The 13,632-nt window shown below is 64.2% G+C and carries 14 protein-coding genes; 11 read left to right on the forward strand and 3 right to left on the reverse strand.

Annotated features, from left to right (window positions below; translation table 11 throughout):
* Positions 1-14: 14 nt before the first annotated feature.
* The 5 genes from OVA24_RS00895 (at position 15) to OVA24_RS00915 (ending at position 4,340) form a co-directional block, all read left to right on the forward strand.
* Positions 15-464 (forward strand): flavodoxin domain-containing protein, encoded by a 450-nt coding sequence (locus OVA24_RS00895; RefSeq protein ID WP_267672559.1) that lies wholly within the window; start codon positions 15-17, stop codon positions 462-464.
* 33 nt (positions 465-497) lie between these two features.
* The gene (locus OVA24_RS00900) at positions 498-1,025 is read left to right on the forward strand and encodes an EF-hand domain-containing protein (protein WP_267672561.1); all 528 of its coding nucleotides are present in this window, start codon (positions 498-500) and stop codon (positions 1,023-1,025) included.
* A gap of 15 nt (positions 1,026-1,040) precedes the next feature.
* Complete coding sequence (locus OVA24_RS00905) at positions 1,041-2,402, forward strand: DUF2271 domain-containing protein (RefSeq protein WP_267672563.1); 1,362 nt, start codon at positions 1,041-1,043, stop codon at positions 2,400-2,402.
* A 101-nt stretch (positions 2,403-2,503) separates the two neighbouring features.
* Positions 2,504-3,067 carry a PepSY-associated TM helix domain-containing protein gene (locus OVA24_RS00910; protein WP_267672565.1) on the forward strand — a complete coding sequence of 188 codons (564 nt, stop codon included), beginning with the start codon at positions 2,504-2,506 and terminating at the stop codon, positions 3,065-3,067.
* Positions 3,068-3,248: 181 nt separating this feature from the next.
* Entirely contained in the window at positions 3,249-4,340 is a 1,092-nt protein-coding gene (locus OVA24_RS00915) for a glycoside hydrolase family 3 N-terminal domain-containing protein (RefSeq protein ID WP_267672567.1), read from the forward strand.
* A 28-nt stretch (positions 4,341-4,368) separates the two neighbouring features.
* On the opposite strand, the gene OVA24_RS00920 is transcribed toward OVA24_RS00915, so the two are convergent.
* Positions 4,369-5,823 carry an inorganic phosphate transporter gene (locus tag OVA24_RS00920; RefSeq protein ID WP_267672569.1) on the reverse strand — a complete coding sequence of 485 codons (1,455 nt, stop codon included), beginning with the start codon at positions 5,821-5,823 and terminating at the stop codon, positions 4,369-4,371.
* 11 nt (positions 5,824-5,834) lie between these two features.
* Positions 5,835-6,461, reverse strand: a complete 627-nt coding sequence (locus OVA24_RS00925; protein ID WP_267672571.1) for a DUF47 domain-containing protein — start codon at positions 6,459-6,461, stop codon at positions 5,835-5,837.
* 118 nt (positions 6,462-6,579) lie between these two features.
* Between OVA24_RS00925 and OVA24_RS00930 the strand changes: the two genes are divergently transcribed.
* The 5 genes from OVA24_RS00930 to OVA24_RS00950 all read left to right on the forward strand — a co-directional run bounded on the left by OVA24_RS00930 (position 6,580) and on the right by OVA24_RS00950 (position 11,165).
* A complete protein-coding gene (locus OVA24_RS00930; RefSeq protein WP_267672573.1) occupies positions 6,580-7,326 on the forward strand; it encodes a DNRLRE domain-containing protein in 747 nt (248 codons plus the stop codon).
* Between the two features lie 15 nt (positions 7,327-7,341).
* Positions 7,342-7,851 carry a gamma carbonic anhydrase family protein gene (locus OVA24_RS00935; protein ID WP_267672575.1) on the forward strand — a complete coding sequence of 170 codons (510 nt, stop codon included), beginning with the start codon at positions 7,342-7,344 and terminating at the stop codon, positions 7,849-7,851.
* Between the two features lie 46 nt (positions 7,852-7,897).
* Positions 7,898-8,365 carry a bifunctional nuclease family protein gene (locus tag OVA24_RS00940; RefSeq protein ID WP_267672577.1) on the forward strand — a complete coding sequence of 156 codons (468 nt, stop codon included), beginning with the start codon at positions 7,898-7,900 and terminating at the stop codon, positions 8,363-8,365.
* A gap of 71 nt (positions 8,366-8,436) precedes the next feature.
* Positions 8,437-10,350 carry a family 16 glycosylhydrolase gene (locus OVA24_RS00945; RefSeq protein ID WP_267672579.1) on the forward strand — a complete coding sequence of 638 codons (1,914 nt, stop codon included), beginning with the start codon at positions 8,437-8,439 and terminating at the stop codon, positions 10,348-10,350.
* Entirely contained in the window at positions 10,347-11,165 is an 819-nt protein-coding gene (locus tag OVA24_RS00950) for a carboxylesterase family protein (protein ID WP_267672581.1), read from the forward strand. Before OVA24_RS00945 ends, OVA24_RS00950 begins: the two co-directional genes overlap by 4 nt.
* Before the next feature lie 4 nt (positions 11,166-11,169).
* On the opposite strand, the gene OVA24_RS00955 is transcribed toward OVA24_RS00950, so the two are convergent.
* Positions 11,170-12,255: a sialidase family protein gene (locus OVA24_RS00955; protein ID WP_267672584.1), complete on the reverse strand. Its 1,086-nt coding sequence runs from the start codon at positions 12,253-12,255 to the stop codon at positions 11,170-11,172.
* Between the two features lie 126 nt (positions 12,256-12,381).
* Here OVA24_RS00955 and OVA24_RS00960 point away from each other — a divergent pair, with 126 nt between their 5' ends.
* Positions 12,382-13,632: a 3-keto-disaccharide hydrolase gene (locus tag OVA24_RS00960; protein WP_267672586.1), complete on the forward strand. Its 1,251-nt coding sequence runs from the start codon at positions 12,382-12,384 to the stop codon at positions 13,630-13,632.

A 13,632-nucleotide genomic window follows, 5' to 3' on the forward strand; every position in this document is an offset into this window, starting at 1 on the left:
ACCTCTTCCTCAGCATGCTCGTCCTGTTCGCAACCATGACCGGAAACGCCGAAGATGCGGCGGAAAACATCGCGAAACGTCTCCGGAAATCCGGCCATGACGTCTCCGTCGCCAACATCGAAAAGCATACGCCGCAGAGTCTTCCGGCCCGTGGCGAGCCGGTGCTTTTCGTCGTCAGCACCTGGGGCGATGGCGAACCGCCGGATGAAGCGATCGACTTTTTCGGCGATCTCGAGGGCCTAGCATCCGGGGATCTTGATGGCTTGCTTTACTCGGTCTACGCGCTCGGGGACTCCGGCTATGATGAGTTCTGCGGCTTCGGCCGGAAGCTGGATGCCGGGCTGGAGGCAAAGGGAGCGGTGCGCATCGCCGCCCGTGCCGAGGCGGACATCGATTACGAAGAGTTCATCGAAGACTGGACCAACGACGTCCACGCCGCACTGGAGGACCAATTCGCCGCCTGAAATTTTCCCCGATCCCATTCCCAACCCAACCTCATGAAAATCAAGATCCCGTTCCTCCTCGCGCTCACCCTGTCCGGTGCCGCATTCACCCAAGCCCATGAAGAAGGAGGCGGCGGTGGTGGCGGCCAGCGCGGTGGTGGTCCCGGTGGCTTCATGGCCCGCCTGCCCGTCATCAAGGCGCTGGACAAGGACCAGAACGGGGAGCTCTCCGCGGAGGAAATCGCCGGAGCCTCCGCCGCCCTGCTCACGCTCGACAAGGATGGGGATGGCAAGCTTTCCGCCGAGGAGATCCGTCCGGTGATGCCGCCGCGTGGCGAAACCCCGCACCAGATCGCGGAGCGCACCTTCGAGGCCTTCGACAAGAACAAGGACAAGAAGATCACCGGAGACGAGTTGCCGGAACGCATGAAGGCGATGCTCGGCCGCGCGGACAGCGACAAGGACGGCGCCGTAACCGAGGAAGAGCTGGAGAAGCTCATCGAGAAGGAGACCCCGCCACCCGCTCCGCGCGGTGAAGGCGGCCCGCGCCCGGATGGCGAAGCCCCGAAACCCGGCGTCTGATTTTCCCCTAAGTCCATGAAGTCCCTCGTCCCTTTCCTCGCCCTTTCGGTGGTCGCCGCCCATGCGGAGACCTTTTCCTTCCACCATGAAAACGTGCTCGGCACGTCCCTCGAACTTCGCGTCTCCGCGGACTCGGAAGCCACGGCCAGACAGGCGGAGGCTTCGGTACTCGCGGAGATCGACCGCCTCACCGCGGTCCTCAACACCTGGTCGAATGACAGCGAAATCTCCCGCTGGCAGGCCTCCGGGAAAACGGCGGTCGTTTCCGCCGACCTCGCCGCGGTGCTCAAGGCCTGTGACCAGTGGGCGGCGGACTCTGAGGGTGCGTTCAGCGTCCGCGTGAAAGCCTCCGCCGCCGACATGGGGACACCCGCCTGGACGCTGGATGGAACCACCGCCACCTTCACCGCGAAGGCTGGTGGGATCACCGTGGATGCGTTGGCAAAGGGCTACATCATCGACCGTGCGGTCGAAAAGGCAGCGGGTGTCACCGGCATCGCCCTCAACATTGGCGGGGATCTGCGTGTCACCGGGGAGCAGTCGATCATGATCGCGGACCCGCGGGACGATGCGGAGAACGCCGCGCCGCTCGCCACCGTGACGCTGCGCGACCAGGCGCTCGCCACCAGCGGCGACTACCGCCGGGGGAACCACATCATTGACCCGCGGAGCGGAAAGCCGGCCACCCACATTGCCAGTGCCTCCGTCATCGCGCCGGACGCCACCACGGCGGATGCGCTTGCGACCATCTTCAACGTGCTGCAGCCGTCGGAGAGCCTCGCCATGGCGGACGCCATGCCCGGTGTTTCCTGCCTCATTGTTTCCCATGATGGCGGCGTCTTCCGCAGCCGTGCCTGGCGTGAAGACCGCCAGCAGAACATGCTTGTGGCAGCTGATGCCGCGCCCGCTTTCGAAATGAAGGTGGACTTTGAGCTCGATAAGCCGGAGGCCGAACGCTACCTGCGCCCCTATGTCGCCATCTGGATCGAGGACAAGGACGACTTTCCCGTCCGCACCCTCTCCCTCTGGCTGCTGAAGGGCGAAAAAGGCCTCCGCTGGCTGCCTGACCTCAAGCGCTGGAACCGCTCCGACAAGACCCGCCGCCTCGCGGACACCACGGACATCGTCCCGCTCATCACCTCCGCCACGCGGAACCCCGGGAAATATTCCGTCACCTGGGATGGTCTGGACGACAACAAGAAGGCGCTGCCTGCCGGGGAATACACGCTCTACATCGAGGCCGCGCGGGAGAAAGGCACCTACCAGATCATCAAGCACCCGTTCAAGGTGGGCGAAGCATTCACCAAAGACCTCGGCGGGAACGTCGAGATCAAGTCCGCCTCCGTGGACTACCAGCCCAAGGCCGCAGCGAACTGATGCCGCAGGACAATCCCCCGGAGCGCCCCGTGCGGCGCTCCGTTTCCTCCGAGCCGAGGCCCCGCCACAATCCGGGCCTCAAACAGCGCCTGGCCTCCCCCATGCGCTGGCTGCACATCTATTCCTCGATGTTCGGCCTGCTCGCCATCCTGTTCTTCAGCGTCACCGGCATCACCCTCAACCATCCCTCGTGGACCTTCGGCAGCGAGATGAAGGAGGACACCGCCAAGGGCACCATGCCCATGGAGTGGATGGGCGACGCCGCGAAGGAACCGGCGAAGCTGGAGATCGTCGAGCATCTCAGGAAAGAGCACCGCGTCCGTGGGCTGGTGGATGACTTCACCGTCGATGAAAGCGAGTGCTCCATCACCCTGAAAGGCCCCGCCTACTCCGCGGATGTCTTCCTCGACCGCGAATCCGGCAAGTATGAGGTGACCCAGCGGTTCGCCGGGGCCACCGCCTTTTTCAACGACCTCCACAAGGGGAGGGATTCCGGAAAGGCATGGTCGCTGGTCATCGACATCTCCGCCATCCTGCTGATCATCGTCTCGCTTACCGGCATCGCCCTGCTGCTCTACATCAAGCGGCGGCGGCGGACGGGACTGCTGTCCAGCCTCGGAGGACTGGCGGTCCTGCTGCTGATCCTGTGGTGGTGTGTGCCGTAGAGAGGGTAGCGAACCTCGTGAGAGGTTCGGCGGGGTGGGCGTCCCCATGCCGTGACCACTCCGCCTCCTCATGGACGTCAGCCCCGCCGAAGGTCTCACGCTTCGCTAGACCCAGAGCCTCATCCAGGATGAAGTGACCCTGCGATAAGCCGCTTCCCCGAATGGACATCCTCCGGGTTCCATGTTCTGCTGCCGCCACATGATGGATGGATCCTTATTGGTGCTCGGCATGGCCGGGCCGGAGTTGACGGTGGAGGAAGCGGATCTTTTCCGCCGCCTGCAACCGGCCGGGTTCATCCTCTTTTCCCGCAACATCGTTTCCAAGGAACAGACGCGGAAGCTCACCGACGACCTGCGCGACCTTTCCTCGGAGATGCCCATCATCGCCATCGACCAGGAAGGCGGCCGCGTCACCCGGACGAAGGAGATCGCCCCCGTCGCCCCGTCCGCCCCTGCGCTGGCCGCGCATGGCAAGACGCTGGAAAGTGCGAACGCCGGCGCCTTCACCGGAGATCTGCTCCGCTTGCTGGGCATCAACATGGACCTCGGCCCCGTGCTGGACCTGGACTACCACCCGGGCGCGCAGAACGCGCTGCGCGGGCGTTGCTGGGGCCGCGACCCGCAGCGGGTCATCGACCACGCGGGCAACTGGAACCGCTGGCTGCGGAAACGCTCCATCGCCAGTTGCGGGAAGCATTTCCCCGCCTGCGGGCGCGCCCTTTCCGATCCCCACCACGATCTGCCTTCCTCCGACGCCACCCTCGAGGATCTGATGAAGGAGGACATCATCCCCTACACCGCGCTCGCCCCGGAGCTGGACGCCATCCTCCTCGCCCACATCGAGTTCCCGAACATCGATCCGGAGTTCCCCGCCTCACTTTCCCCGCGGATCATCCGCCGCTTCCTCCGCGACCAGCTCGGCTTCGACAAGCACGTCGTCCTCACCGACGACCTCGACATGGGCGCGATCACCAAACGCTACGGCCGCGGGCCGGATGTGAAGCTCGCCATCGAGGCGGGAAATGACCTCGCCCTCATCTGTCACAACATCGCCAGCGCGGAGACCGCCGCACGCGCCATCGCCGAGCTGCCCATCTGGATGGTCGATGAGGCGAAGGAGCGCGTGGACCGCTTCCGCCGCAAGAAGCTCCACGACCCGGCCCCGTGGTCGGAGAAAAAGTGGAACGAGACGTGCGCGGCCATCGCTGCCCTCGCCGACCGTGTGCCGGAGATCCCGGAGCAATCCGCCACCAGCCCGGTGGCGGAGTACTGAGGGGCCGGAGGCGGAAGCGAGGTGGGGATCAACCCGCCACCTTCAGCCAGATCCACATCGTCACGTAGGCGACGCCTGCGGCGGCGGGGAGGGTGAGGAACCAGGCACCCAGGATCTTCTTCACGATCTTCCCGTCGATGGCGCTGAAACGCTTCGTCGCGCCCACGCCCATGATGGCGGTGGTGATGGCGTGGGTGGTGGAGACCGTCATGCCGAGGTGACCGGTGACGGCGAGGAGGGTGGCGGCGGTGCTTTCCGCGGCGAAGCCGTGGACGGGCTGCAGCTTCACCATCTTGTGGCCCATGGTCTTGATGATCCGCCAGCCACCGGAGGCGGTGCCGGCGGCCATCACGATGGCGCAGATGATCTTGATCCACGGCGGCACGCCGGGGGTGAGGTCGTTCACCTTCGTGGCGGCGGCGGGCAGGCCCGGCTTGCCGCGTTTTTCGGCGGATTCCGCCGCACCGGCCAGGACAACATCCCACTCCGTGGGTTCCGCGGCGGCGAAGGTGCCGATGAGCGGGATCTTCGGCAGGATGCGCGCGTTCTCGATGGCGATGTCCTGCTTGTGGATCTCATGTGCCTTCGCCCGGACGGCGGCGGCGGCGGTGTTGTCACCGGCCGCTTCGTGCACCATCCCGGCCAGCACGTAGAAGGATTCCTTGAACTCACCCGGCTTCAGCTTGTCCGCTTCCTGCTCCAGGATGACGGCGGCCTCCTGATCGACGGCGCCATTCACGAATTTCATGATCTGCTCCTCCGCGACGGCGGATTTGTCCATTTTCAGGAAGGTCAGCCAGTTCGGGAGATCGTTGAAGGTGCCCGCGCTCGTCGCCGTCACCAGCGCGAGCGTGATGATGCCCATGGTTTTCTGGGCGTCCGCCAGGCCGTGGGCGAAGCCCATGTAGCCGGCGCTGAACACCTGTGCCCGGCCGAAAAAGCGGTTCACCCACATCGGCCGCGAGTTCCGCAGCAGGAGGTAAAGGAGCGTCATCACGACGAATCCGCCCACCAGACCGATCATCGGTGAGGTGAACATGGGGATGACCACCTTGTGCAGGATCCCCTCATGGACGATCTTGCCATCCTTGATCTTCTCCGTGGACCACAGGATGGCGTCCCAGTTGTTCTGGGCGTTCGCCAGTGTCGCGCCGACCAAGCCTCCGACCAAAGCGTGGGTGGAGCTGGACGGCAGGCCCAGCCACCAGGTGAGCAGATTCCAGACGATGCCGCCCAGAAGCGCGCAGATGATCGTGGAAGTGGTCACGAACGCGGCGTCCACCAGCCCGGAGGAGATGGTCTTCGCCACGGCGTGGCCGACCAATGCGCCGATGAGGTTGGTGATGGCGGCCAGCATGATGGCCTGACGCGGGGTCAGGACCTTCGTCGAGACCACCGTGGCGATCGAGTTCGCGGTATCATGGAAACCGTTGATGAACTCGAACGTCAGCGCGACGAGGATGACGATGAGGATGAGCGTCATGCGGAGGCGGCTCAGGAGTTCTTGTAGGCGATCTGGGTCGCCACGTTGCCGACGTCACGGCAGCGGTCCACCACCTTCTCCAGGAGGTCGTAGAGTTTGGAAATGATGTGCACGTCCAGAGGATCGTATTTGCCGGAGTAAAGGTCCTTCAGGCAATCCAGCATCAGCTTGTCCGCATCCCCCTCGATCTGCTGGATGCGGTCGTTCAGCTCCTTGACCCTCACGATATCCATGCCCTTCTTGAGGGTTTTGATCAGGTCCACGACGTGGACGGTGGCCTCATCAAGCATCGCGGCGTGCTTCGTGAAGTCCGTGCTGGCCACCCGGTCCGTGGAGATCATGTAGCGTTCCACGAACTTCTCGACGGTCTTCGGGATCTTGTAGAGAGCGGAGGAGAGAGCCTCGATGTCCTCCCGCTCCAGTGCGGTGACGAAGGTTTTCACCAGCAACTCGCTGATTTCCCTGGTGATCTGTTTGTCCTTCTTCCGCACTGCGGCGAACTCATTGAGGGAGTGCTCCTTTTCACGGCGCAGGATGTCGGTGAGGAAGTCGATGCTTTCGTGGGCCTCGTTGGCGCTGGCGAGCAGCAGCTCGAAAAACCGGTCTTCTTTCCCGAAAAGGCGTTGGATGGAAATCATGGCTGGGCCGGGATTGTGGCGGAATCGTCACCCATGGCAAGCAGGTGCGCGAAGAATCTTGGCCGGAACCGCGGCGACCTTTCCTTGACCGGGGTAGTCCCCCCGATAGGATCGGGATATGGAAAAACGCGGAGTAAGCACGATGTGGGCGGCTGGTTTGGCCGCAGCACTTGTAGCGGGCCAGGCATCAGCGGCGACCTATGTCTTCAGGGAAACCGCAGGATACAACACCGGGGGAGCCACCGTCCGCAGCGACGACCCATCCACCGGCACCACTGGAGCCGTGACCCCTCCGACGGACACCATCATCGCCGGCACCACCGGCACCATCGTCCTGCACGGTTTCTTCGAGTTCGACCTGAGCGCCATCGAGGCGGCGGCGGCCGGCAACCCGTTCACCATCGACAGCGTGACGTTGTCGTTGCGGACCTCATCCGCCGCCGGTTCGGGCGCCACCGCCCTGAATTTCCAGCTTTCCCTGCTGGGGAACAACCTGGATTTCGATGAATCGACGGTGAACTGGACCAATGCGCCGGGCGGCCCGGGAGGGGTGGCGGGCACCCTGCTGAGCTCGGAAAGCTTTGTCCCGAATGCGGTCAACCAGACGCGCACCTTCGGCTCGACCTCCGCTTTCCAATCCGCCGTGGCCGACGTTTTGGCGAACGATCCGGACAATACCATCCGCCTCTTTCTCCAGACAGAGTCCGGGAGCGGTTTCGCCCGGTTCCTGAGCGACGAAAATGCGACGGAATCCAACCGCCCGACCCTGACGGTGAACTACACCGTCGTTCCGGAACCTTCCACCGGCATCGCCCTGGCGGGTGGACTCACCCTGTTGGCAGGGTTGCGCCGCCGGAGCCGCTGAGCCTATACTGCGGCCATGGCTATCGAGGGTTTTGAAGGCATCCATCCCACCATCCATGAATCCGTGTTCATCGCCGCGAGCGCGGACGTGGTGGGCCGGGTGACCATCGCGGAGGAATCCAGCGTCTGGTACAACGCCACCCTGCGCGGCGACATCAACGAGATCACCATCGGCCCGCGCTCGAACATCCAGGACAACGTGGTGATCCACCTCGCGGACGACCTCGGCTGCCACATCGGGGAGCTGGTGACGGTCGGCCACTCCGCCATCCTGCACGCCTGCGTGGTGAAGGATGAGGTCCTCATCGGCATGGGGGCCATCGTCCTGGACGGCGCGGTCATCGGGGAACGGTCGATCGTGGGCGCCGGTGCGCTCGTCACCGGCGGCACCATCATCCCGCCCGGCTCCCTGGTTCTGGGGTCCCCGGCAAAGGTGGTCCGCACCCTTTCTCCGGACGAACAAGCGAAGGTGAAGCACTGGGCGGAGAAATACGTGGTGAATTCGCGCAAATACCTCGCCCGCTGATTTTCTCCCCTTGGAAATCGACCGGTTGCGGCGGATAATCCGCCCGATGCCAGATCTTGTCCGAGTTGAACCGATCGCCCTGCTCCCCACCCAGGCCGGATGTGCCGTTTTTCTGGGGGATGGGGAGAAATCGATCGTCTTCTACATCGACCCTGCGGTGGGCATCTCCATCAACGCGTCCCTGAGCGGCCAGCTTCCGCCGCGGCCGCTGACCCACGATCTTTTCCAGCATGCGCTCAAGGCCTTCGGCGCGACCGTCTCACGGGCGGTCATCGTGAGGATGGAGAGCGAGGTCTATTTCGCCCGTCTGATCCTGGAAGCGGAGAATGAGATCATGGAGCGGAAGATCGTGGAACTGGACGCCCGCCCATCCGATTGCATCGCCCTGGCGGTGCGCTCCGGCGCACCGCTCTACGTGCTGCGGGAACTGTGGGACACCCTGGAGGACATGTCCGGCACTCTGGAAGACATGCGGCGGGAGAACGGGCAGGGTGACGACAACTTTCCCGGCTGAGCTGAAATTTTGATTGGAACGCGGCGCGGGCAGGGTGAGGTTGCGGGGCCGGAAGCCCGGTTTTTTCCCTGATGAAGCACTTCTCCGCCGTCACTGCCGCCTGCCTTGCCTTTCCCGCCGCCCTGCACGCCCAGGGATTCGGCGTCCCCGCCAAGCCCGTTTTCGAGGGCAAGGCGGAGAACATCCAGCTCAAGCCCAGCTCCGCCCAGGTGACTGCGGAAGCGGGCGGAGAGGGCATCACCGTCCGAATCACCCCGGGTGAGGATGGCTATCCCGGCCTGTCCCTCGCGAAGAAAGACGGCACGCCCTTCGATCTTTCGAAACACGGCCACGTGGAGGCGAAGGTCGCCAATACCGGGAAGAAGGACCTGGCCCTGGGCCTGCGTCTGGACAACCCGGATGACTGGAAGAAAAACCCCTACAACACGGAGAACCTCTACCTCAAACCCGGCGAAACGGGCGTGGTGAACCTCATTTTCGGCCACTCCTACGGGAAGAAGAAATCCTATCCGCTGAAGCCGGAGAACATCTCCCAGATCCTGTTTTTCGCCACGAAGTCCGAAGCGGAGCAGTCGTTCCGCATCGAGTCGATGATCGCGGGCGGCACTCCCGGCGAACTCCCCGCCATCGACCCCGCCACCATCCGGGTGAAGCCAAAGGGCGACGTGGTCTATGACGCCTCGTCCAAGATCAACGCGGAGAAGCAGATCGACACCTGGAACAAGGCGACCGCCACCGTGGTTGCCGACGGCATCCGTGCGGTCTATCCCGGCGGGAAGGACACCGGCTCCCTAGTGTTCCGGCCGGAACAGGGACGGTGGGATCTTTCCCAATCCCTGCAGGTGGTGGTGAAGATCAAGAACGACGGTGCGACCGCCGTTTCCCCGAACATCCGCCTGGAAAGCAACGGCGGTCCTTCCGATACCATCGACGCCGGCTCGCTGGCTCCGGGAGAATCGAAGGAAGTGGTGGTCCCCTTCCCCGCCAAGGAAATCTGGATCGGCGCGAAGGACGCGGGCCAGAAGGGCAAAAAGGCCACCGGCGGCCAGCCGGGCACGAAGATCGCCAGCGATGCGATTTCCGCCGTGATCGTCGCCGTGCCGAACATCGACAGCGAGCGGTCGCTCGTCCTCCAGTCCGTGAAGGCGAACCTCCCGCCCACGCCGCAGATGCCGGAATGGCTGGGCAAGAAGCCACCCGTCGATGGCGAATGGGCGGTGACCTTCGAGGACAACTTCGACGGCACCTCTCCGGACGCCGCGAAGTGGAACGTCTACGCGGAGAACTATTGGGACAAGGCCAGTGCCTTCTCCAAGGACAACCTGCTGGTGGAGGGCGGCTTCGCCAAGCTCCGCTACGAGCGGAAAACCAACCACCACAACGACGACCCGAAAGCCAAGAAGTTCGACTACACCACCGGCTTCCTCGACACCTACGGCAAGTGGACCCAGCGCTACGGCTACTTTGAGACCCGTGCCAAGCTCCCCACGTCCCCCGGCCTCTGGCCCGCATTCTGGCTGATGCCGGACCGCGGCGCCGCCGCAGGCGAGAAGTGGAAACGCCAGGACACCGGCAACGGCGGCATGGAGTTCGATATCATCGAGCACCTCACCCGCTGGGGTCCGTACCGCTACAACGTGGCGATGCACTGGGACGGCTACGGCAAGGAGCACAAGGCGATCGGCAGCAGCAACATCTACGTCCAGCCGGACAAGGATGGCTTTGTCACCGTCGGCCTGCTGTGGCTCCCCGGCGCCGCCATCTACTACTTCAATGGTGTGGAAATGGCCCGCTGGGAGACGGACCGGATGTCCGCCATCCAGTCCCACCTGATGTACACCCTGCCCCAGGGCGGCTGGGACAACAATGCGGTGGATGACAAGCAACTGCCCGCCGACTTCGTCATCGACTACGTCCGGGTCTGGCAGCGGAAAGACCTCGCCACCCCCGGAGACGGACCGAAAGCCCCCGCACCCGCCAAGTGAAATCCCTGCTCGCCGGCATCCTCCTCACCGCCACCGCCCTCGCCTCACACGCGGCGGAACAGCTCTACCTGCGCCAGTCCATCCCGGACAGCGTCCCTCTGCCGACCACGGTGAACCGCACCTACCGCCTGCTGGTACCGGCGGGCGTGGCGGAAAAGCCGGACCAGAAATTCCCGCTGGTGGTCTATCTCCATGGCGGCGGCTCCCGTGGCGAGGATGGCCTGAAGCCGGTCAACGAGCCCCTGCCGAAACTGCTGGCGACACCCGACATGCGCGGGCGCTTTCCCTGCTTCGTCCTCGTCCCGCAATGCCGGGAGGGACTGTATGAGGACGGGAGGCCCTACAACTGGACGAAGTGGGAGAACCAGACCGCCGCCCCCGCCCTCTGGCTGAAGAGCGACGACGAAGCCAGCGACCAGCTCCGGGCGGCGATGGCGGCCCTGAAGGACGTGCTGGACCGCCAGCCCGTCGATCCGGCGCGGGTGTACCTCACCGGTGTCTCGATGGGCGGCAGTGGTTCATGGTCGTGGGCGGCGCGGCAGCCGGAACAGTTCGCCGCGGTGATGACCGTCTGCGGACTGAGCGAGGTTTCCCGGGCGGAACCCATTTCAAAGGTCCCCGTCTGGACCTTCCATGGCGCGAAGGATGAAGTCGTTCCGGTCCAGCGCACGCGGGACCTCGTGAAGGCTCTGGAAGGATTCGGCGGCAAGGTGAAATACACCGAATATCCCGAGGGCGGGCACGGCATCGCCGGGCAGGCGTTCACCGAAGACGACCACGCCGCCATCCGGTGGCTGTTCGAGCAGCGGCGCTGAGCGGTCAGTCGATCTCCAGCCGGTCGAACGATATGCGTTCGTAGGAATGCCGCGTGCCGTTTTCAAACAGCACGCCGAGCTTTCCGTCCGCCGTCCGGACGATGTCCGCATACGCGACCGGCCCGGCTGAGATGAGACGGTCTCCCGCCCAGGTGCCACCTTCATCCGTGGACTTCCACAGCGTCAGGTTCTCCCGTTTCGCGCCGCGCGGGGAGGTGAAGAAGATCCGCTTTTCGTCCCAGCGGAGGATGCTGCCCTGGCAGGCGGGCGCGTCGATTTCCGGGATGCCCCGGTAGGTGGAGGTGAACGTCGCCCCTCCGTCCAGGCTGGTGGCGGAGGCGCGGCCCAGCGGATTCCCCCCTTTGTTGTTGCGGGTGTTGAAAAAGATGCGGGAGCCTCCCTCCTCCGTCGCGGGGAGCTCGACGGCGGTGGTTTCGTTCGGGTGGATGCCATCGGCTTCGCCATTGATCGCGCCAAGCTTCCACGTATTACCCGCATCATCGGAGTAAATGACATGGCTGCCATAGGTGCCCTTGTCATCGCCGGGGATGCCCTGGCGGTGGTTCGCCGGGATCACCAGCCGCCCCTTCTGCTTTCCGGAGGAAAGCTGGATGCCGTGGCACGGACCGGTGGCATACCATCCCCAGCCATCTTTCTTGAGACCCCGTGTGATCTCCACCGGCGCGGACCAGGTTCTCCCGCTATCGCCGGAGGAAATGTGGAGGACATCACTGTTGTTCCGGCAGAAGAGGAGGTGGACCGTTCCCGATCCAGCTTCCACCACCGGCACCGGATTCCCCATGGTGACCTCCCCCACCCCGCCTCCATCATGGATCATCTCCAAGCCGGACCAGGTGAGGCCATGGTCCGTGGACCGCTTCATCACCAGGTCGATGTCGCCGTGGTCCTTGCGGTTGTTCTTCCGCGCCTCACAGAACGCGAGCAGGGAGCCATCCTTCGCGGCGATGACGGACGGGATGCGGAAACTGTGGTAGCCATCGTCACCCTCCGTGAAAACCGCGACCGCTTCGCCCCTGGCGGAACAAAGGGTGGCGGCCAGAACCAAAGCGGCGGAAAACCGGAAATCCATGCTGGAAAAACGTGGAAAGGGGGCGGATTCCTTCACCAATCTTCTCTTTCCCTCTGCTGGGATGGCGCATAGGTTGCGGAACCGCCGGAAGCCAATCCGGCCCATCCACCCCATTTATTTCCGACCATGAAAAAGTATCTTCTCCCTCTGATCCCCCTGCTCGCCGCGGGCCAGGCATTCGCCCAAGCCCGTCCGCTTTTCAATGGCAAGGACCTCACGGGTTGGAAGGGTGAGGGCTACATCGTCGAGGACGGCGCGATCGTCGCCACCCCCAAGGCGCGGAACCTGGTGACGGAGGACACCTTCGCGAACTACGTGCTGGAGTTCGACTTCCAGCTCACACCGGGAGCGAACAACGGCCTGGGCATCAACTATCCGGGTGAGGGCGACGCCGCCTACACCGGGCTGGAGCTCCAGATCCTCGACGATACCGCGGAGAAGTACAAGGACCTGAAGGACGCCCAGTTCCACGGCTCCATCTACCTTCTCGCCGCGGCGAAAAAGGGCAGCCTGAAACCCGTCGGCGAATGGAACCACCAGAAGGTGACCGTCACCCGCTCCAGCGTGGTGGTGGTGCTGAACGGCAATGAAATCCTCCGCCGCGACCTGGACGACCTTTCCCTCCGCAACCGGAAGCACAAGGGCGCCCAGCGCATCGCCGGGCACATCGCGTTCCTCGGCCACGGCGACAAGGTTTCCTTCAAGAACATCACCATCGAGGAAATGCCGCTCGACGCGAACATCGCCGGAGTGACGGCAGCCGGGTTCAGCCAGATCTTCAATGGCAAGGACCTGGCCGGCTGGAAGCACGACCCGAACACCGCCAACTGGGCGGCGGTCAACGGCATCCTCAAGCACAACGGGAAAGCCGCGGAGATCAAGGACCTGTGGACGGAGAAGGAATACGGTGACTTCCAGATGGCCTTCGACTGGCGCTGGACCGGCCGTGGCAACAAGAAAGCCCAGCCGGTGGTTCTGCCGGACGGCAACCACAAGGTGGGGCCGGACGGCCAGCCGGTGACCGAAGAGATCGAGGAAATGGACAGCGGCATCTACCTCCGCGGCTCCACGAAGGCCCAGGTCAACCTCTGGAACTGGAGCGTCGGCTCCGGCGAGGTCTATGGCTACCGGATGGACAAGTCCCAGCCGGAGGAAATCCGCGCGGGGGTCACCCCCACGGTGAGAATGGACCGCCCGCAGGGCGAATGGAACCGCATGATGATCACGCTGAAGGGAGACGTCCTCACCGTCCTGCTCAACGGGCGGAAGGTCATCGAAGAAGCCCAGCTTCCCGGCATCCCCGCCAAAGGCCCCATCGGCCTGCAACACCACGGCCAGGCCATCGAGTTCGCGAACATCTGGGTGAAGGATCTGTGA

This window comes from Luteolibacter sp. SL250 (assembly GCF_026625605.1).
GTDB lineage: Bacteria > Verrucomicrobiota > Verrucomicrobiia > Verrucomicrobiales > Akkermansiaceae > Luteolibacter.

What these genes read in the sequence shown, in the direction of transcription:
- OVA24_RS00920 (WP_267672569.1), bottom strand. Translation starts at nt 5,823, where the DNA reads ATGACGCTCATCCTCATCGTCATCCTCGTCGCGCTGACGTTCGAGTTC.
- OVA24_RS00900 (WP_267672561.1), top strand. Translation starts at nt 498, where the DNA reads ATGAAAATCAAGATCCCGTTCCTCCTCGCGCTCACCCTGTCCGGTGCC.
- OVA24_RS00955 (WP_267672584.1), bottom strand. Translation starts at nt 12,255, where the DNA reads ATGGATTTCCGGTTTTCCGCCGCTTTGGTTCTGGCCGCCACCCTTTGT.
- OVA24_RS00925 (WP_267672571.1), bottom strand. Translation starts at nt 6,461, where the DNA reads ATGATTTCCATCCAACGCCTTTTCGGGAAAGAAGACCGGTTTTTCGAG.
- OVA24_RS00910 (WP_267672565.1), top strand. Translation starts at nt 2,504, where the DNA reads ATGCGCTGGCTGCACATCTATTCCTCGATGTTCGGCCTGCTCGCCATC.
- OVA24_RS00940 (WP_267672577.1), top strand. Translation starts at nt 7,898, where the DNA reads ATGCCAGATCTTGTCCGAGTTGAACCGATCGCCCTGCTCCCCACCCAG.
- OVA24_RS00930 (WP_267672573.1), top strand. Translation starts at nt 6,580, where the DNA reads ATGGAAAAACGCGGAGTAAGCACGATGTGGGCGGCTGGTTTGGCCGCA.
- OVA24_RS00895 (WP_267672559.1), top strand. Translation starts at nt 15, where the DNA reads ATGCTCGTCCTGTTCGCAACCATGACCGGAAACGCCGAAGATGCGGCG.
- OVA24_RS00960 (WP_267672586.1), top strand. Translation starts at nt 12,382, where the DNA reads ATGAAAAAGTATCTTCTCCCTCTGATCCCCCTGCTCGCCGCGGGCCAG.
- OVA24_RS00935 (WP_267672575.1), top strand. Translation starts at nt 7,342, where the DNA reads ATGGCTATCGAGGGTTTTGAAGGCATCCATCCCACCATCCATGAATCC.
- OVA24_RS00945 (WP_267672579.1), top strand. Translation starts at nt 8,437, where the DNA reads ATGAAGCACTTCTCCGCCGTCACTGCCGCCTGCCTTGCCTTTCCCGCC.
- OVA24_RS00905 (WP_267672563.1), top strand. Translation starts at nt 1,041, where the DNA reads ATGAAGTCCCTCGTCCCTTTCCTCGCCCTTTCGGTGGTCGCCGCCCAT.
- OVA24_RS00915 (WP_267672567.1), top strand. Translation starts at nt 3,249, where the DNA reads ATGTTCTGCTGCCGCCACATGATGGATGGATCCTTATTGGTGCTCGGC.